This is a genomic window from Marinithermofilum abyssi (assembly GCF_014641195.1).
GTDB lineage: Bacteria > Bacillota > Bacilli > Thermoactinomycetales > DSM-45169 > Marinithermofilum > Marinithermofilum abyssi.
In genome coordinates, this window is the sequence record NZ_BMHQ01000009.1 from 148,191 (window position 1) to 168,525 (window position 20,335).

Genomic DNA, 20,335 nt, shown 5'->3' on the forward strand with positions numbered 1-20,335 from the left:
GCACTATGGTGGGCAGTCCTTTTTCTCTTGTTTTTTGGGTCTCGGGGACGTGCAAACAGTTGCTATTTTCACCTGGGAAAACCGCCATCATCCTTTGATTCCGGTCATGGTGATTCCTTCGATAATATATTTCTGGGCAATGAGATAAACCGCCAATACCGGAATGACGGATATGGTTGTTCCCGCCATCATCAAGGACCAGTCTGTGACGTACAATCCTTTAAAGCTGTTCAACAGCACGGGAACGGTGAATTTTTCCGGTGTACTGAGATAGATCAGCGGCTCCAGGAAGTTGTTCCAGGTTGCTAAAAAAGTGAAGATGCCAAAGGCGGCCAGTGCCGGCCGGATCAGAGGCAGAATGATGTTCCAGTATATCCGGAAAGGGCTGGCTCCGTCGATGATGGCGGCTTCCTCCAATTCCTTGGGGATTCCCATGATAAATTGCCGCAACAGAAATACGCCGAATCCATTCAAAAGCGCATTGGGGACGATCAAGGCCAGATGACTGTCCACCCACCCCAGATTTTTAATGATCAAATACACGGGGATCATCGTCACCTGTTTGGGAATCATCATGGTGGACAAGAACAGGATGAACAGGACATTGGCACCCGGAAACCGGATTTTTGCAAAGGCATAAGAGGCCATGGACGCCGTGAGCAACTGACACACGACGATCACCGTCGTGATGTAAAAGCTGTTCCAATATGCCCCCGCAAACGGCATCGCCTGCAAGGAATCCGAAAAATTGCTCCACACAGCAGGGTGCGGAATCCACTTCGGCGGCGAAGCAAATATTTGCGAGTTGTCTTTTAACGCGCTTGTAATGGTCCAGAAAAAGGGAAACACCATGAGCAATGCGCCCGCAGTCAACATCAGATGAAAAAACAAGCCGGTTACCCGCCCGCGTTTTTTTCGGTGGTATGGAGGGTTGAGGAATGGTTTCACTTGCGGGGGGTGATTCATTTGTTGCGTGGAGTGTACCGTTTCAGCCTTCATAATGCACCCACCTTTTGGACATTCGGAACTGAATCAGGGTGAAGACCAGGATGATCAAAAACAGAATCAACGCAGCCGCTGAGCTTGCGCCCATTTGATAGTGAACAAAAGCCTGATCGTAAATGTGATAGACCATGGTGTAACTGGCCTTGGCCGGGCCTCCCTGGGTCATTACATATGCCTGGTCAAAAACCTGGAAGGAGGTGATCACAGCCATAATCGTAATGAAAAAAGTGGTAGGAGAAAGAAGGGGAAGCGTGATATGCCAAAACTTCTGAAGTGCATTGGCCCCATCAATATCTGCCGCCTCATAATAACTGCGGGAAATCCCTTGCAGCCCCGCCAAAAAAATCACCATGTTATACCCCAGTCCCCACCAGACACTCAGCATGGCAATGGAAGGCATCACCCAATCCGTATCTGTCAGCCAATCGGGACCCTCAATACCGATTTGCTTCAGTATCTGGTTCAAAATCCCGAAATCCCCGTTCAAAATCCAAATCCAAATCACGCCGATCGAGACCGAACTGGTTACGACGGGCATGAAATAAAACAATCGATAGATGGCTTTCCCCCGCACCTTATTGAGAGCCAACGCCAATAACAAAGATAGGGTGATGCTGGCGGGGATCACCATCAACGTGTAATAAACGGTATTCCATAACGCCATCCAAAAAGCATCGTTGTCAATCTGTTGAATGAAGTTGTTCCATCCAACGAACTTAACCTTGCCGAAACCGTCCCATTCCGTCATGCTCAAGCCCACCACTCCCAGCAGGGGAAGCAGCGCAAAAACACACAGTCCAATCAGCTGGGGAGCGATAAACAAATACCCCCAGAACATCCGTTGTTTTTGAACCATAGCGCCCACCTCTTTGTTGAAAAAGGGAATAGAAGAAGGTTTCCCTTCTTCTATCGCCTGTTGTCCGGCCTTTTTATTGTTTGGCTTGATGCTCAGTGATCACCTGATTCCCTTTCTTGGTCAAATTCTCAATGGTTTTTTCCGGACTGAACTTGCCGAGGAACAGCAGATCGAAGGACTCTTCAGCCAGTTTGTTCACTGCCGGTACCCGGGCTTGAGGTTCACTGGTGAAACCGGTTTCCCTCGCCTGTAGCAGATACTCTGCGTGCTCCGGCACGCCGTCCTTGGTTACTACCTCATCAATGCCGTCAATGGAAGGAATGGCGTTGCCGCTGTGTTCCAAACGCAGCTTCTGGCTTTCCTCTGAGGTGTAATAAGAAAGGAATTTAAAGGCGGCATCCGCATGTTTCGATTGCTTGTTCATCACCATATAGGCAGTACCGATGACCGCAGGTTCGGTTTTTTTGCCGGTGTTAGTCGGCCACGGGATATAGTCAAACTGAACGGACGGATTGTCTTTAAACAGCGGCGTCAACCACCGTCCGGCTCCCACCATGGCCACTTTGCCGGACATGAACATCGCTTCCAGCCCCTGCCCTTCCGGGAGAGAACCTGCATAAATAAAGTTTTTCTTTTTCACGTTGTCCGCGAGATATTGGAGGGTTTCTGCGGCTTTTTTGTCCTTATTCAGAATGATCTTTCCATTTTCGTCGTACATCTTGCCGCCGTTGGAAGAAATCCAGGTCAGCATCGGGCCTCCCCAATTTTCCTGAACAAAGCCGTACTTCCCTTTGCTCTTGAATCGGTCTGAAACCTTTTGAAAGGTGTCCCAGTTCCACTTGCCTTCATCATAGTATTCCTGCGGGCTTTTCACTCCCGCTTCCTTGAACACTTTCTTGTTGTAGTAGATCACCATCGGGTTAGCGTCCACCATCACTCCGTAAATCTCGTCCCCTTGCTTGGCGGGCCCCCACAAACCTTGCGCAAATTGATCCGGCTTCACCGCGCTATCCTTTCCGTTCAGCCGTTTCGACAACGGTGCCGCACTCTTACTTTCCACCAGTTTGGCCATCAACGCTTCGTGGGCATAAAACACGTCCGGTGCATTTCCCCCGGTCATTTGCGTCATGATTTTTTGTTCGTAAACATCGATGGACACCGGCACGAGGTTGACTTTGATATCCGGGTTTTTCTTCTCAAAGGCAGCGATCGCTTTCTTGTAGCCTTTCAGCTCGCTGGGATTGCCCCATGCAGCCATCGTAATCGTGGTTTTTCCGCTGTCACCGGCAGTACTGCATCCTGCCAGCATCGGAATGATCATCAGAGATAATACCAACAACATCATCAGCGCTTTCCTCTTGGTGAACACACAATTCCCCCCTTATAATTGTGCAACCGTTTGCACCAACGTGCTAAAAATCCTTTCTCCACTGTTGCACCAACCAAGTAAGCGTTTGCACAACAATGATATTCCGCCCTCACCCCTTACTTTCCTGCCGGATGAAAAATATCCGGATGTTTTCGTTTACAGAAAGTGCCGGCTGAAAGCCCACGGTTTTAATCGTGGGATGAAAGGCGGCGTCGCTCAACACCCCTTTTCGGTTGGAAAGAGCAACCAATACAGGGTATAATCGAACGTATGAGCGGTGCCCATCCCACGGGTAGTGGGTTCGTTCCTTGTAAACGTCATGGTATGGGGTTCCAGTAGCGAACCAATCTCTCCTACTGGGTAAAACCATGAGAGTGAGATGGAGGAACTAGCGTACTGGTAATACCACGGGCACTTCCGTTGGTCGCAGGTACGCCGCCCATGCGGGTACATTTCTAACTGCATGGGATGGGCTGATGAGACAGCCCTGAACTTGGGAGTTGTCCGAAACAGAAATGGACTGAGGGCGCTAACTACCCAAGAATCCCACGGCTTCAGCAGTGTGGAGTCTCAACACAACTGTATCCGTTGCCGAAAAAAAACCCTGAAGCAGAAGTCCCGAGCGGGTCTGTCTGCTTTAGGGGAAATGGATCACAGCGGGTTGTTATGCCCTTCTTTCTCTTTCGGTCCGGCGATACCATACAGCAACACTTCCGCCATCCAACCGATTTCCTCTTTTCGTTCTCCCGGGGCCAATACATCCGGGAATACATTGTGCGCCAACAGATACCCCACTCCGATGGAGAGGATGCTGCGGGCGATCACGTGAGTGGGAAGATCTTCCCGAATCCTCCCCTCCTCTTTCCATTGCTCCACCCGTTCCGACATAACTTTATATATCGCCCGTGCCACATGTTCTTGAAGGGCTTCGCGGAGTTCCGGTTGGAATAAGCTCTCCACAACAATGATTTTTACCTTTTTCCAGTTCTTCTCTACCAGTTGAATCCGGTTTTCGTAGAGATCCTGAAACAGTTCCTTCATCGGGCGGTCCTGATCCAGAATCTTCAACACCGGCCGCAGGATATACGGGGTGGCCACTTTGGAAATCGCCGGAATCACCAAATGAAGCAGAAGCCCCTTTTTGGAACGGTAATGTTTGAAAATCGTGGCTTCCGCCACCTGGGCCCGTTGGGCGATTGCACTGGTGGATGCCCCCTCGAACCCTTTCTCGGAAAAGATATGGATCGCTGCTTCCAGAATGCGCTTTTGTTTTTCCGTTTCTTTGTCCTTCTTCAGGTTGAGCCCGTACTCATCGGCGATCAGCTGAATCCATTCATCCCAATTTTTGTCCATGCTTCTCTCCTCTGCCGCGAATGATGTGGTGAAAAATCTCCTCCAGCGTAGGGCGAGGCTTGTTTAGGACGCCGGCATATTCCCGGCGCAAATCTGTCACCCGTCCCTCGGCCGCCACTTTCCCGCGGAGCATCATGGCAACACGGTCGCACCGCTCCGCTTCATCCATGTAATGCGTGGTGACGAGAATCGTGGTGCCGCCTTCCGCCAGCCGATACAGACCGTCCCAAAATGCGCGGCGGGTAGCAGGGTCCGCTCCGCTTGTCGGCTCATCCAAAAAAAGCAGCGGCGGTGCATGCAGGGTTGCCGAGGCGAAAGCAACCCGCTGCCGCCAGCCGCCGGCCAAAGCACTTACCCGGGTGCTACGCCACTCCGTCAGATTCCACTCCGCTAAGACTTCTGCCACCCGCTTTTTCACATGGCCCTGGATATGGTACAGATCCGCGTAAAAGCGCAGGTTTTCCTCTACCGTCAGGTCCGGATAGAGAGAAAATTTTTGGGACATATAGCCGATCCGCTCTTGGATCCGGGACTGCTCCCGGGAAATATCCCACCCCATCACGGTGCCCTTACCAGACGTGGGTGACAAGATTCCGCACATCATCCGGATCAAGGTGGTTTTGCCCGCCCCGTTGGCCCCAAGCAATCCGTAGATCTCTCCTTTACCGACCGACAGGGTTACCCCGTCCACCGCTGTAAAGTCTCCAAATTTCTTGGTCACTTCTTCCAAGCGGATCATGCGCTTTCCCTTCCTTCCGCTTCTTTTACCGCTTGCGTAAACACATCTTCATAGGATGCGGGTTCTTCTTCCACCGGCCCCACCCCTTCCCGGTCCCGGCGCAATGTTTCCAGCATCTCCTTTACCCGCTCTTTTTCGCGGCAAAGAACGACCAGATCCGTCCCCCGGGCGTAGGCTTCTGCAATCGCAGGTTCCTGCCGGAGCCGGGGCAGCCACTCAACCCGAACAGAGCCCGCATCCCGGACCACCCATACGTGGTAGGGAAACTCCGATACAAAGGCAGAGGGTGACTTTCGCCCGATGATCCGTCCCTGATGCATCAGAAACACCTCATCGCAAAGACCTGCTCCCTCCAGATATTGGGTGGAGATGACGACCGTCGTTCCCTCCCGGAGCACCGATCGGACAATCTCCCATACTTCCTGGCGGGAGACAGGATCTACGCCGTTGGTCGGTTCGTCCAACACCACCAGACCGGGGCGGTGTAGCACCGCTGTCGCAATGGCCAGCTTTTGCTTCATCCCGCCGGAGAGGGCTCCCGCCAGACGGTCGGAAAACGGAGCCAACCCCGTCCGGTCCAGCAACTCCCGTATCCGCTTCTCCCGTTCCGGAGCGGGAACCCCGTTCAGCTGTCCGTAAAAATGGAGATTCTCCGCAATGCTCATATCCTCATACATGCCGAAAGTTTGCGGTACATATCCGATCTTGGCCCCGGTTGTATGAATCACCTCTCCGGATGACGGGCGCAAAGCCCCCGCCATCAGCCGGAGGAGCGTCGTTTTCCCTGCGCCGTCAGGACCGACAACCCCGTAGATCCCTTCCTTCTCCAGTGAAAAGCTGACGGGCTGCAAGGCTTGGTGACGCCCGTACACCTTGCTGACTTCCTTCATCTCCAACACATCGCATCCCTCCTATGCCAAGCTCCGGCGGAAACGGACCGAAGCGATAATGATAAACAGAAACGCATACAATCCCAGCACCGCCAGCGGCAAGGTGTAATCCAGCGGGGACAGTCCTTTCAGAAAAACGCCGCGGCTGACAGGAATGAAGTAGGTAAGGGGCATCAGATACGACAACCAGCGAATTCCCCACGGCATCGCTTCCAGCGGAAACACAAATCCGGACAAGATAAATTGCGGGACCAGTGTCAGCACGGCCAATTGCATCGCTTGCTGCTGGTTCTGGGACACCGTGGAGATCAGTAGCCCCATCCCCAGAGACCCGATCAGGAAGAGCAGCGAAACCAGCAGGAAAGGCAGGAAATCGCCGCGGAAAGGAACGTCAAACACGCGAACCCCTACCAGGAACACCAGCAGAAAATCCACCAGGGCAATCAGAAAGTAAGGGAGCAGTTTCCCCAGGATCAACTCCATGGACCGAAGGGGTGACACCACCAACTGTTCCAGTGTCCCCCGTTCTTTTTCCCGTACGATGCCGAGGGCGGTCATCAATGTGGTGATGAAAATCAGCACCAATCCCACCAATCCCGGAATCATATACTGGACACTCTTCAAATCCGGATTGTACAAAACGTCTACTTCCGGCTTCATCAACCCGGGGCGGGGAAATTCGTTCTCCATCTCTTTCCACCGCTCATCCATCTGCTTTTGGGCCTGTTCTTTCATCGTTTTTTTCAAATCTTCAATGAAGGCCTGCGCTCTTTCCGGGGGCATCGACCGCAGCAGTGCCTGCATCTGCGGCTGGTCTTGGATACCCATCTCCGGTGCAGCCCCCTGCTTCATCCGGTCTTGGATCTCCTGCTTCATATCATCCATGCTTTTTTTCTGCACATCGAACAGTACTTCATTGATCTTTCGCAGCGCGGACTGAGCCGTGAAGAGACGACTGCCGTCCACCTGAATGCGGAGCTTCTCGGAATCCTTTTGCGGCATCCGTCGGTATCCTTCAGGGAAGATCAAGACTACATCAGCCGTGTTTTCTTCCAATACCTTTTTCGCTTCTTGTTCATTCTTCAACTTGCCATACACCACAAATTTCTCTTCCCCGTCTATCTCCTTCAGCACTTCCCGGCTGTCGTCGTTGGCCGCACGGTCTACGGCATACACCCGAATCGTATTGATGTCAAAGTTGACCGCATAACCAAAGGCGATCAGCCAGATCACCGGCAACAATATCATCATCGCCAGCGTTCGCTTGTCCCGTCGCAGTTGAAGAAACTCCTTTCGTACCATCGCCCCGATCCGTCGGAACATAGGTATCGCCCCCTCCGCTAAAAAAGTAAGTGATCACTCACTTACATTGTATGCGGGTTTCCAGTAAACAGTCAATAAAAAAAAGGGGAGTGGTCACTATTAATTTGAGTTAAGAGTGGATCGATGATACAGGATCGGCAGGTGAAACAAAAAAACCCGTACTTACGTACGGGTTCCATATTCCAAATCCCGGACTACTCGAATCTCACACCACAAACTCCATGCAAAGACAACATTGAGACTCCGTACGGCTAACCGTGTGTGTTTCCAGAAGCGGAGCGTCTCCTTATTCATTCAACCGAAATACCGGTTCACCAGCAAAATCCCGAATCGATTCGTACCGCTGTATTAGCATTTTCATCCAAACTCAAACCTCCGACGTTGTTCCAACCGATCATCTTCAACCGACTGTCGGGGCGGGCACCAACTCTTGATTACACCACCCGCTCCACTGCTCGCTTTTTGCGCTCATCCAACCGCATCACCCAGAGGATGACCGATGCACCGATCCACGTCAACACGCCGAAAAAGAGGTAGACGCCAAAGATGTGAAACCCGTCCAGCACCATGCCCGCGACAAAAGTGAAAAACCAGTTGCCCAGGCCGGTTCCCACCGCAGCATAAAGGGAAATGGCCGTCGTCTTCACTTCCTCTGGGGCGATGCGGCTGATGTACTGCAAGCCTGCCGGGATAAAGAGCCCCACCGACAACCCCTGCAACAGCGTAGAAACAAATACCCATTCCACCGAAGGCTCCGTCGCGTAAAAGAGCCAACGGAAACCGGAAATGAATGCCGCTACCAGAGTGACAAATAACAGTCCTTTTTTCCGAATCCAACCTCCGGCCAGCTTCATACAGGGGGCCTCACTCCCCGCCGCCAGCAGAAAAGCCAGTCCCACACCGGCGATACTGCCGCCCACATCTTGAATCAAAAGGCCGAAATAAATATTGTTGGCATGCACCGGCCCGAACACCAGAAAGGTAGCCAGCAGGAACCAGCGAAATTGCGGCAGACGCCAGAGCTCCTTCAGCCCGCTGCGAAGCTCTATACGCAGGGTGACCCGCTCTCGAGGAAGTTTCCATGCGGTCAGGGCACTTAAACCCATAGCAGCCGCAAACCCGACGAAGATCGCGGTCAGACCCCACGCTTCCGAAATTTCTCCCATGATATACGCAGCACTAGCAAAGCCGATCGCCCCCCACAAACGCAAGTTGCCGTAATCCACACCCGCCCGCTGTACATAGCTGACGGCCATGCTGTCGGACAACGGGACGATGGCACTTTGAAAGACCGCCAACAACACGGCTAACAGAAGCAAACCGATATAATTTTGAACACCCAAAAACAATAAGCCCGCTGTTCCAGTCATTGTCAATGTCAACATCAGCACCTGGGCAGAACGTTGGGTAGCATCGCAGATGATCCCCCACACCGGCTGGGCCAACACCATCACGATCGGCCCGATGGACAAGATCGTACCGATTTGCGTCCCCGTCAGATGAAGCTCCTCGCGAAAATAGACGCTTAACAAAGGAAAAAAGCCGCCAAAACCGAAAAATATCAAATAAAAAAGCCATCCATAAGTTAGTGTGGGACGTCTGCCGTCTTCATTCATCCGATTTCCCCTTCTCTTCGCCTTCCGGCTTTCTTTGTATCGTAAAGATAAAACTACTAGAGATTGTATCGGTTTTCAACCATGAACTTCAGCCGCCAAAAAAAGAACCGGACTCAATGGCCCGGCTTCTTTGATTTACTTCTCCGGATATTCCGCTACGACACGAGTTCCCAAGCCGCCGCGGGCGTTCCACAGGGCTTCCACTTTCATATACTTGGGCTTGGCCACTGCCACCAACTCCTCCAGAATGCGGCGGGTGGCATGCTCTTGATAAATCCCCACATTGCGGTAGGAAGTCAGGTAATATTTCAGCGACTTCATTTCAATCAGATGTTGATCGGGAATGAAAGTGATTTTGATCTCTGCGAAATCCGGCAGTCCGGACCACGGACACACGGATGTAAACTCCGAGGTCGGAATTTCCACCTCAATGTCCTTCCCCGGATATTCATAAGGAATGGTTTCCAAAATGTCCGTCATGATGGCGGACTCATCCTGAATGTCGAAACGGATGTTTTGGTACTTGCTGTGATCCACCTGTACTTTGCCCATATGATTTCCTCCTTCAGAACTTCAATGATGTCCGACCGCTTGGAAATGAGACAGCCGGGTCCGACGTCGAATCAGTATTGCCAGCCCATATACCAAGGGAATGTCCAACAGCGCAATCAGCAGTTTCACCCGAGAATCATATCCCGATACCGGCGACAAACAGCCCTGAAAGCATCAAGAACCATCTATCTTCACTTTTCATTTGTTTCCCCACTCCACAATAGCCACACACTAGGGAACCCTTTCCTGGGCAGGAACAGTTGGTACCGACCCCATACTGCCATGTGTTCCTCCGTGTGTTTATGGGAAGGGAGTTCTCCAGCTGTTTCATCGTATAATGACCCTCATTCATTGTACCAAATTCCTGATTTTAAGCTAGATCATGCTTGAACTTGATGACAAAACGACACACATTAAACAGAGGACCCTTCTCCCCTTGGCAAAACGGACCTTGCCGGTCCGGTATTATGGTAAAACTACTACATCCATACGGAGAAAGACCAACAAGCTCTTCTGCCCGTCCCTCATGCTTGGCAGAAGAGCTTGTTTCTCCGAAACGGAACTTCATCAACAGCCTCGTTCTTTTCATCACAGCCGGATCACCACAAAATCAAGGCAACCAGAGTAGACACGATCAGTCCGGCCACGACCGGCAGGAAATTTTGCCGTACCAGCTCTCCCACGGAAACCCGTGTCAATCCGGCTACAGCTACCAGGGAGGACCAGGCAATCAGTGTTCCTCCCCCCGCCCAGATACAACCCATTTGGCCGATCGCTGCCAACACAGCAGGATCGACACCCGATGAGGCCGCCAATGCGTCCGCCAGTCCCCCGGTCAAAGGCAAGCCGGAAAATCCCGATCCGTCCAGTCCTGTCAGCATTCCAATGATCAATATCCCCATGGCGGTCAGCAGCGGAAAGTGGGGAATCAGCTCCTGTCCCGATTGCACCAAGTCAAACAACAAGGCCGGGGAATGTTCCGTGGACAAGATGGTTCCGGCATACTCCTTGCTTCCCAGAAAAAAGAACCCGGCAATCGGAATCACGGGACCCATGGCCCGAAAAGCAAACAAAAATCCTTCGACGAGATGGTCACTGATCCGGTCCAATGCCTCCCATCCGCTTCCCGCCGCTGTAACCGCCAGCAATAACAGCGCGCCCGTTCCCCCGATGAGAGCTGCGCCGTCGATCCCCTCATTTCCTTTGACCAACATATAAAGCATTACAACCAACAAAGCCAGCGGAACCAGCCAGGCAACACGACTCCCCCACTTTTCTCTCTCCGATCGGGGAGAAGCATTGTCTGAAAGCGACCTCTGTTGATGGATCCTACCGGTGTGGACTCCTGCTTTTCCCATGTCGGGCCGTAAGCGAATATACGACCAACCCAGAGCGATTCCTCCCGTGATCAAGGAAAGGATCAGCGCCTTGTCTGCCACATCTCCAGGATCGACACCTGCCGCTTTGGCGCTCAACGTTGGAGCTACCTGCATGACAAAGTCCGAAGAGAGCGCCATCCCTTGCCCAGCCAAAGCTACGACCACCGCGCACCCCATCGCCGGAAGTCCCGCCCGGATCGCTGCCGGTACCAATAACGCACAGATCAAGGGGACCGCAGGCGTCGGCCAGAAAAACAGGGAAAGCACATAGGTCACACCTGCCAACAGCCAAAACGCCACATTCCCGTTGACCATAACCGTCTGCACAGGCGCGATCATTTTCCGATCCGCTCCCAACTCCTCCATGGCGCGAAGCAATGCGACCATGAACGTGATGATCAAAAAAATACTGAACAACTCCCGGGCCGCCTCCAGATTGGCCAGAAACAGCGATTGAATGCCGCCCGCCAAACGTTCGCGGTAAACCCAGGCAACGAGAAATGTTCCCGCCAGAGCCGGCAATACGACTCCTTTCCGCAAAAGCATGACTGTGATCAATAGGAGAGTCATCATGCCGTACGCCACATGTGCCAGACTCAGCTCCATCTGCCAGCACCGCCTTTCGTGGTATCGTTCCTCTGGCCATTGTACGCAGGCATCCCTCAATATGACTCTTTCGTCATTTGCCTGGATTTTGAACAACGAATAGGATAACATGTAAATGGCGGAATGTTTAAAATTTTATACCAGGGGGAGGAAAAACAACATGCGCTTATGGACCAAGGTACTCAGCTTGGTAGGAGTCGGCATCATCACTTGGACCGTGCCGCTTATACCGGATACCGATGCCTCCGGATCTGCCGTCAAAGTGAAAGCCAAAGAGATTCGCCATGACCTTGCGGGAGATTTCAAAGGAAACCTGAAAAATATCGATGTCACCTCAACCGAAGGGCAAGCCGTCCTCACCCTGTCACAAGGAGCGACCACAGGTACATATACTTCTCCTGTGCTGAACCCCCGCTTTTCCTTTACCGATGTAGGCGCCCATTGGAAAGACCAGCACCATCAACATCCCAAAGTATCTATTCGTGTATCCACAGACCGAAAACACTGGACCGACTGGACACCGGCGGAAGTATCCCATGCCGAAGGGCCGGAAGGAAAAAGCCACCGCGAGACCTTTACGGATTTGCTGCTCGGATACCGCGGCAAGTACATTCAATACCAGATCCAGTTGAAACCAGGTAACCGTGTTCAGGATTTTCAGTTGACCTTGCTCAATTCAGAAGAGGGTGCGCCGACAGCACATACCTCCCGTAAATGGACACTGTCTTCCTATCTGTGGCAACAGGCGGAGGCTGCTGTTTCCCGTCCTCCCATCGTTTCCCGCGCCCAATGGGGAGCTGATGAATCTCTCCGCTTCAACCCGGATGGCAGCGAAGAATGGCCCCGGGAATACGATACAGTCACCCATCTGGTCATTCATCATACTGCGACGCAAAACAATGATCCCGATCCCGCTGCACGAGTGCGCTCTATTTACTACTACCACACCGTGACGCGGGATTGGGGAGATATCGGATACAATGCCATCATCGGCAGTGACGGCCGAATCTATGAAGGCCGCCACGGGCGGGACGGCGAAGTTCTCTCCCCTGGCGTCATCGGCGCCCATGCCTACTCCTTTAATCACGGTTCCTTCGGTGTGGCCGTTATGGGAAGTTATGACTCCACCCAATTGCCCGAATCCATGCGCAAACCCCTGATCGATCTGCTCGCCTATGAAGCCGATCACTGGAACATCAACCCCCGGGCCAAACGGGATTTCGTGCGAGACTATGAATATAATGATCCTTCCATCCCCAAAACGGATCATGACATTCCCACGATTCAGGGGCATGGACTCTTACCGCGCCAGACCACCGAGTGCCCAGGCAATTCCAATGAAAGCGACCTGCCCAGCATTCGGCGGGATGTGGCTGAGCGCATGTCCGACCGCTCCCTGAAAGGTGGAGAGTAAGGATCGCCTTTTCACTGAAAACGGAGTCCATTCGAATAAAAAACATCCCGTCGACAACAGCGGGGTGTTTTCTCTGGCTGACGCACTTTTTTGGATGCACCATACAACCCGGCACCCAGCACCGCCGTCATTTTCTGGCTTTGATTTTCCGATAGGTGCTGTGCTAATATAGTTGCAGTCTCTTTTTTGCGGGAGCGGATGGGGTACTGGTGTCCCCCCCGGCCTTCAAAGCCGAGCGGGAGGCGCGTGCCGTCTCCGGTGGGTTCGATTCCCACACGTTCCCGCCAACATTTGCTTTCGCTCACTCGGACTAAGCGAAAGATTCACTTGTACTAGTGGTCAACATTGATCTTAGGCCGAGGGAGTGTAGTATTTTGCGAAAGTACCAGCGAAAAGGGACTGTATCAATTAGAACAAACAGTCAGATTTAAGTATTGGACGTGCTTGCTTTTTTAAAAAAACAACTGTCAAACGGAACGGAAAGAGCCAGCCTGGTTAGCTGGCTCTTTTTACATAGGAGGAGCTATGTTAATTAAAACTAATTTCATATTACTCTATTTTTCCAACACATTGTATAATGCCACTAACCTAATAAACAAAGGGACCGGCACCCGCGGCCACGGGAACCGGACTTCTAAAGACGCTCGAGTCTGATATGAAGCACGGACCCGGCGGCCACCGGGTTCAGCTTTAGCCGTGGAAGACGTCACAAGAGGATTTTGAGCTCCATGTTCCCTGTAGTACAAGTTTCATGTAATGTAGTCGGAGACGGTGAAAGTCTTGTTCTGTAAGCACATAACGCCCCACACTATTTATTTTAGGAGCAATATCAGATATTTAGATAGCAACGTCCGATAATTAAGGTTCAGACGGCAGGCAGCTTCGTGTAAAGACATGGCTACTTCTTGTCCCTTTTCCAATTAAGGAAACCTCCCGTCAATTTTTTACCCAATTTTTCGTCAACTGCCCATTCCGATTCCTTCCATTCGACCAAAAATCCCATTTTAAGACAAAAAAAGAAGCCCTACTGTGACTCGTTATATGTTCGAGATCACTACAACATTCCAGAAAACAATTCAGTAAGTTTCGAGGGCAACGAAAAATTAACGACTTCGAGCCTTATGATTGGTTAACAATTAATACTCGCCCCCTTCTTGTGCACTTTGTTAGAGGGCTTTTATTTTTTCAGGTCCGGAGGACATCCCGCCGTACCCCTTTACGTCCAAATAATTATGATCGGGATATGTGTTTATATCAGACCGGATATTTATTTCATATAAATATAGAAAAGATAGAAAGGAGTGTTAATCGATTGGCTGCCACGACAAGTCAAAGAAGAGCCATTTTTGGACGGACCCCCCAGCGCATCAACGTGCGTCCTGGCCGTATTTTCAGTCTCGCATGCGTCTTCTTCGGAATTCGGGTGGCTAGAATCCTGCTGAGGCCCGGTGACTTCGTCACAGTGACCTGTCAGGGAAGAAGCGTGGTTGTGTTCAACTCTTTCCGCGCTTTCAACCGGGGTACTATCAATCTCCGCAGGGGTGAATTCGTAACCTTCGTCGGAGCTTTCTTCTAGCCTGTCCCATTTCCGCAAAATAAAAGACCAAAGGATGTATCGTCGTATAATAGTTTACAGCGGTTCGGGCTCTGTCAGGGGCCCTTTTCTTTTTTCAATCAGCTCGCCAAAAATACGATTAAAAGCCCGTCGATCAGTGGGCTTCATAGCTCGAACCCTTGAAACACTGTCTCCGGTAAATAACCCGCATGGGTCTCTTTTTTGTATTTGACTTGGCAGCGGATACAAGGTTCAACATAGATAAACTGCCGATCCTCACGGGTCTTTATCTGCTGTGCTACTTGTAAAATGCTTTCCGTGCCTTGGGATGGATACCCAGTTCCAACATCCCACATGGGCGTAACTGCCCGTCTTCCTCCAACGCGATCGACCAACCAGGTCATCCTTGCGGTACCCCGTGATGACGACCTCGGTTTCTCTCCAGTGAACGACTTTCTGCCAGTCCCAGGAGCTTTCCCCACATGATAGGTGGAATCTTTTCGTTTCAACACAATCCCCTCAAGGCCATCTGTTTGGTTCCTTCGAACAAGCCCGTTCCATTACCGTGAATGTAACGTATGATGGAGAAGACCTGGTTTTCCTGCAGTACTTCCTCCAGTAGCTCTTTCGAGAATGGGTGGCAAGAAGGTGGATAGTACGGTTGAAATTACGTTCCATACAGCTACTGAAGTCATTTGTAAGGCGGCACTTTTCCAAACCTCGATACACAGCATCAGGAGGCGCGATCTCTCCGTTGTAAATGTCCAGGAGTGTTGTATATAGAAGGAGTTGGATTGTAGACACAAAAAACCCCGGGGCAATGATGCCCCGCGTCTCGCAACCTGATTTTCCTTTTTTCATATTTTCGTGTGGGGTACGATCGGATCGTCGCAGACGACATCGACCAGGGAAACCCGGTTGGAGGCCAAGGCCGCAGTCAGGGCGGGCTCCAGCTGGGACGGCTCTTCCACCCGGTAACCCTCGGCTCCGAAAGCCTCGGCCATCTTCACAAAATCGGGATTGGACAATTGGGTCCCCAGGGTTGAAAGGCCGGCTTGGACCATCCGGTTCTGCTCCATGGCAAAGGAACCATTGTTCATCACCACGATCGTCAAGGGGAGCTGATATACGACGGCGGTGGCCAGGTCGACCAGCGTGTTCCCGAATCCACCGTCGCCGACCAGGGCAACCACTTGTCGCTCCGGGTGAGCCAGCTGGGCCGCCATTGCCGCCGGCAGGCCAAACCCTAGGGTACGCCAACGGCCGGAGACGAGGATCTCCTGTCTCGACGCCTGAAAAATACGGTTGAACCACAGGACATGATCCCCTACATCCAGGGTGATGACCGCGTCAGGATGGACGCACCGGCTGAGGGCGGCGATCACCCGCTGAGGGGGGATCGGGACAACGTCCACCGCCGTCTCTTGTTCGATCCTCGCCGTCCACTGCTGTTTTAGACTTTGCACCTGACGGCTCCATTCCACTTTCTCCTTGCATAAGATTCCCTCGATCAACCGGGGCAAAACCACCCTCATCTCCCCGACGACGGGGGCGGCCACCGGCACTGTCTCTCCGATCGCCGCCGGATCAATGTCCAACTGAACGATGGGGATCCCTTCCGGCACATAGTCTGAAGGCCACCAAGTCGCTCCCAGCACGAGGCAGCAGTCCGCTTCTTTCAACAGGTCGGAGGCGATCTCACTCCCTGCCTGCCCCAGGCCCCCGACGAACAGGGGATGATCGTTAGGGACGGAGGAGCGGGCAGGCAGGGTGGTCATAATCGGGGCATTCAGCTTTTCCGCCACGGCCAACAAATTCGGCTCTGCCCCCTTGACTCCCCGCCCCGCCAGGATGATTGGGCGGCTGGACCCGTTCAGCAGCCGAAGCGCCCCGTCCAGCTGCCCCTGAACCGGCTGCGGGAGGAGCTGCTCCGGAAAAAGAGGGTACAGGGGGGCATTCACCGGCTCCATCCACACTTCCTTGGGTATGGACAGATGGGCCACCCCTCCCCGGGAATACGCCCGCCGCATTGCCCGGTTCAACTGAACGGGCAGGGGGCGGGCATCGGCGACCAGCGTCGAGTGGATCGCCAGGGGCTGGATCAGGAGCTGCTGATCGATCTCCTGCTTTGTCCCCGTACCGATTTTCTTGCGTTCCACCTGGCCGGTGATGGCCAGGACGCGGGCCTTGTCCTGCCAGGCGTCCCCCAGCCCGTTCAGCAAGCCGGCGATCCCCGGTCCGCTGGTGGCTGTGCACACCGCCAGCTGCCCAGTCAACTTCGCCTCCGCCGACGCCATCAGGGCAGCCGTCGTCTCCAGCCGGCACCCCACGTATTGAACCCGGTCCTGCCGGGCGATCACATCCATCAGGTATAAAGTGGCATCCCCCGCCACGCCGTAAATCCGTTGACATCCCCAGGCCGCCAGCTGTTCCACTACATATTGAGCCGCGGTCTTGGGGATCGTCGTCTGTCCTTGGATTGCCATCATGGTTCCCCCTTCCTTCCGCTTAGTATACGTTTCGAGCCATTGCCCATACGGACAGGAGAGGCAACTCCGACCGCCGGAAGGGCCCAATCCGATACACACTGGCATAGCTCGTCTTCCTCACTTCCCCGCCGTATAACAAACAAGCGGTTGAGCCGTAAGTCAGGCTCAACCACTCGTTTCAAAGCTCCTTATTTAAGGTGTAAGTTTTTCTTGGGATCGGAACAGCCCGAAGCACTCCTGCGCTTCGGGCTGCGGCTACAAGATAAGTCCGGCAGTTTCCAAAAAAACAAGCTACTTCTTCTGCTGAGTCCCGACTGACAACGCTTCTCAACCGCTCTTCTTGCTATTACGAATAATCCAGTAGATAAAACCGCCGGCGGTGGGAACAGCTCCAAGCAGTCCCAGAAGCGTTCTGCCGCCGCACAGGCACCCAGCCCCGCAAAACCCAAACCCGTCTGTTCCTTCAACAATCCGATTACCATCACCACAAACCGATTACCAAGCCGACGCCCAAACCTATCATCAGTGCATCAAATATCGCCATCACGGGATCCTCGTAACCCATTGCCTTCACCCTTCCTGCAGGATGATATACCATATGCCATCCAGCAGAAAAACGACTGTGGAACAGATTGAACGAAAGCACCAAAACCCGCCCTGAATATTGGGACGGATCCTTTATTCACGTTATGCTCTTTTCCGTCAACGCCGATTGCGCCGATATACCAACCACCCCAGCACTCCGGTCAAAATAACGCCGGCAGCCGCCCACCAGAGTAACATGGTTTGATCGGCATAGGTACGGTCGGATTCGGTCAGCCAGCCACTTTGTTTCATGCCTTTGATGACGTCCCGGGCTTCCTCCGTGGTGCGAAACTCATTGTTTAAGCCTTTGATCACATATGTATCGCTTTCCTTGTTTCCGACCACCAATCGCTTGGTTTCTTCCATAGCCAACGGACTGCCGTCCACTTCGCCGTAAAAAACCCCCCGCAATAAATACTCACCCGGCGGCAGATCGACCACTATGCGGGCACCGCCTTCATGCAGGTGCAAAATCCGTCCTCCCTGCCTGGCGACGGCGATCGCCCACCGTCCCTTCACTGCTTTTCCCGTCACCGCTCCCTGAATATGCGTAGGGGCTCTTCCTTTTTTCTTGTCGGCCCACATGCGCATCCGGGGAATCTCCAGCGTCACCGTTTTTTCCTCTTCCACTACTTGATTCCCGACTTTGCCTTTGAAAACAATGAACAGCTTCCGCTCACCCGGTTTCTCGATCGGGATCCAAGCCCGTCCTTTTTTTGAATACAGCCGTTTGGTCCGTTTAACGGTGATGTTCTTTCCTTCTTTTGTACGGACTTTTTGGTAATAGCGGTACCGAAATTTCCAGGTCCCCTTGACCCTTTGGTCGGTTGCCAATCGGGCCTTCACCCTGATCCCTTCTACTTTTCCGGTATCGCGGTCGGTTACCAAACCGGTTTTAACAGTGATATCCGGGTGGATCTCTTTGGCCGCCACTTGCCCCGGCACCATTCCCACTAGGAAAAAGAGTGCCATGATAACCGCTGTATATCGTTTCACATGAATGCTCCTCATCTATGAAATCACTGGGTACGTGAAGGTTCAATTCCTAGTTTTCCACATCCATTAACGAGAATACACTCCATGAAGTTGCGCTTGCGATCCCTCTTCCATCCAACATTCCCCGGTACATCATAATAGGGAGAAAAGAAAAAAGAACCGGCAAATAATACCGGTTCCAAAAAAGATTTCATTTGATGAATAAAGGTGCCTCTGATCCCATCTCTCTCAAACTGCTACCGAAGTAGCGTTACGACCGCCTGAGAATGCCAGGCAATTCTGACAGCGCATACAAACCGCTGAGTCCCACCAGTGCATAGACGATGTTGGACCCCGCACCGAAGACGGCTCCTACCAGACTGAATCCAAAGAACCCGATCAAGCCCAAGTTCAGAGCTCCGACAACCACGAGAATCCACGCAATCTGCTGCAACAGCTTCATATCTGTCCCTCCTGACGATAAGTTGAGATCATCTATGATCACAATAGGATGAAATCATCGAAAGGGGAACGGCGGTACAAGCCTATTCCTACATAAAGCGGTTGCCCGACATCCATTGCCCGCCGTCCATCGTGATGCACTCTCCATTGATAAACGCCGCCTCATCGGAAAGGAGGTATTCCGCCAGCCCCGCAATTTCCTCCAGCTTACCGAAGCGTTTGGCGGGGATGCTGGCCAATACCCGCTTGTGCATCGCTTCATTCAGGATCAGCTTTTCCACACCGCCGGTATTTTCAATCGGACCGGGAGCGATACAATTGACCCGAATGCCATAACGGCTGCCCCACTCCACCGCCAGCGAACGGCTCATCGCCAATACCCCTGCTTTGGCAGAAGCGGAGTGAACCACTCCGGCCGCCCCGGTCCAAGCGTAGGTAGCGACAATGTTCACGATGGAGCCGGCTTTTTTCTCCCGAATCCATTCTTTCGCCATCGCCTGGGTACAATACCAGGTGCCATTCAGTACGATATCGATCACGGCATGCCAGCCATTCAAAGAGAGCTCCTCTGCCGGTACGACAAAGTTCCCTGCAGCGTTGTTGACCAAATAATCCACCGTACCGAAGCGCTCCTGGGTTTGTTGGATCATTGCCTCGACTTGATCCGGTTTCCGCACATCCATCGGTACGGTTAATACCTGTCCATCAAAGGTTTCCATTTCTCGCCTTGCTTGCTCCAACTTTTCTTCATCCCGGCCGGAAATGACCACGTTTGCTCCCCGTTCACAAAAGCGTTGTGCCATCCCTTTCCCCATGCCGCTGCTGCCTCCGGTGACGATTACGGTTTTCCCTTTCATCAACCATTCCTCCTTATTGAGCGGACGGCTGTGCAAAAAACGCCACCCTTCACTTTCCCATGGTTCAAACCCAGTCCAGTGATATCATCATCTGAAGAGAGTGAATGTTCATTCATTATGCTATCGCAGCTGATTTCCCCCGTCAATAAAGGGATACAAAAAAGCCCCCGAAGGGGGTAAGGGGAGGCTGCTGACAAAGGTAGAAGGTCAGCAGCCTCTTTTTGTTGAAGTAATAGAAAAGACTTCAACAAAGGACGGATACCATGTTTCAAACCAATCCCAACCGCCAAGGAAATATGGAGTTTGTATA

At 52.5% G+C, this 20,335-nt stretch carries 16 protein-coding genes and 1 tRNA gene; 2 read left to right on the forward strand and 15 right to left on the reverse strand.

Going from position 1 to position 20,335, the window contains the following annotated elements; genetic code table 11:
* Window positions 1-87: 87 nt before the first annotated feature.
* From IEW70_RS13200 to IEW70_RS13245, 10 genes are all read right to left on the reverse strand, one after another.
* Entirely contained in the window at window positions 88-876 is a 789-nt protein-coding gene (locus IEW70_RS13200; RefSeq protein ID WP_229751989.1) for a carbohydrate ABC transporter permease, read from the reverse strand.
* A gap of 112 nt (window positions 877-988) precedes the next feature.
* Window positions 989-1,861 (reverse strand): carbohydrate ABC transporter permease, encoded by an 873-nt coding sequence (locus tag IEW70_RS13205; RefSeq protein ID WP_188648388.1) that lies wholly within the window; start codon window positions 1,859-1,861, stop codon window positions 989-991.
* Window positions 1,862-1,934: 73 nt separating this feature from the next.
* On the reverse strand, window positions 1,935-3,230 hold the full coding sequence (locus IEW70_RS13210) for an ABC transporter substrate-binding protein (RefSeq protein WP_229751980.1): 1,296 nt from the start codon (window positions 3,228-3,230) through the stop codon (window positions 1,935-1,937).
* A gap of 651 nt (window positions 3,231-3,881) precedes the next feature.
* Window positions 3,882-4,583 (reverse strand): TetR/AcrR family transcriptional regulator, encoded by a 702-nt coding sequence (locus IEW70_RS13215; RefSeq protein WP_188648389.1) that lies wholly within the window; start codon window positions 4,581-4,583, stop codon window positions 3,882-3,884.
* A complete protein-coding gene (locus IEW70_RS13220) occupies window positions 4,564-5,322 on the reverse strand; it encodes an ABC transporter ATP-binding protein (protein ID WP_188648390.1) in 759 nt (252 codons plus the stop codon). Before IEW70_RS13220 ends, IEW70_RS13215 begins: the two co-directional genes overlap by 20 nt.
* Window positions 5,319-6,212: an ABC transporter ATP-binding protein gene (locus IEW70_RS13225; protein ID WP_229751990.1), complete on the reverse strand. Its 894-nt coding sequence runs from the start codon at window positions 6,210-6,212 to the stop codon at window positions 5,319-5,321. The genes IEW70_RS13220 and IEW70_RS13225 overlap by 4 nt, the downstream gene beginning before the upstream one ends.
* Window positions 6,213-6,233: 21 nt before the next feature.
* Window positions 6,234-7,535 carry an ABC transporter permease gene (locus tag IEW70_RS13230; RefSeq protein ID WP_188648392.1) on the reverse strand — a complete coding sequence of 434 codons (1,302 nt, stop codon included), beginning with the start codon at window positions 7,533-7,535 and terminating at the stop codon, window positions 6,234-6,236.
* Window positions 7,536-7,969: 434 nt separating this feature from the next.
* Window positions 7,970-9,151, reverse strand: coding sequence for an MFS transporter (locus IEW70_RS13235; RefSeq protein ID WP_188648393.1), 1,182 nt, complete (start codon window positions 9,149-9,151; stop codon window positions 7,970-7,972).
* A gap of 135 nt (window positions 9,152-9,286) precedes the next feature.
* Complete coding sequence (gene queF, locus IEW70_RS13240) at window positions 9,287-9,703, reverse strand: preQ(1) synthase (RefSeq protein WP_188648394.1); 417 nt, start codon at window positions 9,701-9,703, stop codon at window positions 9,287-9,289.
* Between the two features lie 599 nt (window positions 9,704-10,302).
* Window positions 10,303-11,688, reverse strand: a complete 1,386-nt coding sequence (locus IEW70_RS13245; RefSeq protein WP_188648395.1) for a hypothetical protein — start codon at window positions 11,686-11,688, stop codon at window positions 10,303-10,305.
* A gap of 160 nt (window positions 11,689-11,848) precedes the next feature.
* Between IEW70_RS13245 and IEW70_RS13250 the strand changes: the two genes are divergently transcribed.
* Both IEW70_RS13250 and IEW70_RS13255 read left to right on the forward strand, forming a co-directional pair.
* Entirely contained in the window at window positions 11,849-13,102 is a 1,254-nt protein-coding gene (locus tag IEW70_RS13250; RefSeq protein ID WP_188648396.1) for an N-acetylmuramoyl-L-alanine amidase, read from the forward strand.
* A gap of 190 nt (window positions 13,103-13,292) precedes the next feature.
* Window positions 13,293-13,389: transfer RNA gene (locus IEW70_RS13255), tRNA-Sec, on the forward strand.
* A 2,125-nt stretch (window positions 13,390-15,514) separates the two neighbouring features.
* Here the strand turns inward: IEW70_RS13255 and IEW70_RS13260 are convergent.
* The 5 genes from IEW70_RS13260 to IEW70_RS17905 all read right to left on the reverse strand — a co-directional run.
* The gene (locus IEW70_RS13260) at window positions 15,515-17,143 is read right to left on the reverse strand and encodes a thiamine pyrophosphate-binding protein (RefSeq protein ID WP_188648397.1); all 1,629 of its coding nucleotides are present in this window, start codon (window positions 17,141-17,143) and stop codon (window positions 15,515-15,517) included.
* A gap of 705 nt (window positions 17,144-17,848) precedes the next feature.
* On the reverse strand, window positions 17,849-18,727 hold the full coding sequence (locus IEW70_RS13265) for a hypothetical protein (RefSeq protein WP_188648398.1): 879 nt from the start codon (window positions 18,725-18,727) through the stop codon (window positions 17,849-17,851).
* A 250-nt stretch (window positions 18,728-18,977) separates the two neighbouring features.
* A complete protein-coding gene (locus IEW70_RS13270) occupies window positions 18,978-19,169 on the reverse strand; it encodes a DUF378 domain-containing protein (protein ID WP_188648399.1) in 192 nt (63 codons plus the stop codon).
* An 88-nt stretch (window positions 19,170-19,257) separates the two neighbouring features.
* Entirely contained in the window at window positions 19,258-20,025 is a 768-nt protein-coding gene (gene fadH / locus IEW70_RS13275; RefSeq protein WP_188648400.1) for a 2,4-dienoyl-CoA reductase, read from the reverse strand.
* Window positions 20,025-20,335: hypothetical protein (locus IEW70_RS17905; RefSeq protein WP_229751981.1), on the reverse strand; the 311-nt coding region annotated here is incomplete at its 5' end. The genes fadH and IEW70_RS17905, both read right to left, overlap by 1 nt.

Excerpts from the sequence above, each read along its gene's own strand:
- IEW70_RS13225 (WP_229751990.1), bottom strand. The coding sequence starts at position 6,212 with ATGAAGGAAGTCAGCAAGGTGTACGGGCGTCACCAAGCCTTGCAGCCC.
- IEW70_RS13260 (WP_188648397.1), bottom strand. The coding sequence starts at position 17,143 with ATGGCAATCCAAGGACAGACGACGATCCCCAAGACCGCGGCTCAATAT.
- IEW70_RS13200 (WP_229751989.1), bottom strand. The coding sequence starts at position 876 with ATGTTGACTGCGGGCGCATTGCTCATGGTGTTTCCCTTTTTCTGGACC.
- IEW70_RS13245 (WP_188648395.1), bottom strand. The coding sequence starts at position 11,688 with ATGGAGCTGAGTCTGGCACATGTGGCGTACGGCATGATGACTCTCCTA.
- IEW70_RS13270 (WP_188648399.1), bottom strand. The coding sequence starts at position 19,169 with ATGAAGCTGTTGCAGCAGATTGCGTGGATTCTCGTGGTTGTCGGAGCT.
- IEW70_RS13205 (WP_188648388.1), bottom strand. The coding sequence starts at position 1,861 with ATGGTTCAAAAACAACGGATGTTCTGGGGGTATTTGTTTATCGCTCCC.
- fadH (WP_188648400.1), bottom strand. The coding sequence starts at position 20,025 with ATGAAAGGGAAAACCGTAATCGTCACCGGAGGCAGCAGCGGCATGGGG.
- IEW70_RS13215 (WP_188648389.1), bottom strand. The coding sequence starts at position 4,583 with ATGGACAAAAATTGGGATGAATGGATTCAGCTGATCGCCGATGAGTAC.
- IEW70_RS13230 (WP_188648392.1), bottom strand. The coding sequence starts at position 7,535 with ATGTTCCGACGGATCGGGGCGATGGTACGAAAGGAGTTTCTTCAACTG.
- IEW70_RS13220 (WP_188648390.1), bottom strand. The coding sequence starts at position 5,322 with ATGATCCGCTTGGAAGAAGTGACCAAGAAATTTGGAGACTTTACAGCG.
- IEW70_RS13235 (WP_188648393.1), bottom strand. The coding sequence starts at position 9,151 with ATGAATGAAGACGGCAGACGTCCCACACTAACTTATGGATGGCTTTTT.
- queF (WP_188648394.1), bottom strand. The coding sequence starts at position 9,703 with ATGGGCAAAGTACAGGTGGATCACAGCAAGTACCAAAACATCCGTTTC.
- IEW70_RS13250 (WP_188648396.1), top strand. The coding sequence starts at position 11,849 with ATGCGCTTATGGACCAAGGTACTCAGCTTGGTAGGAGTCGGCATCATC.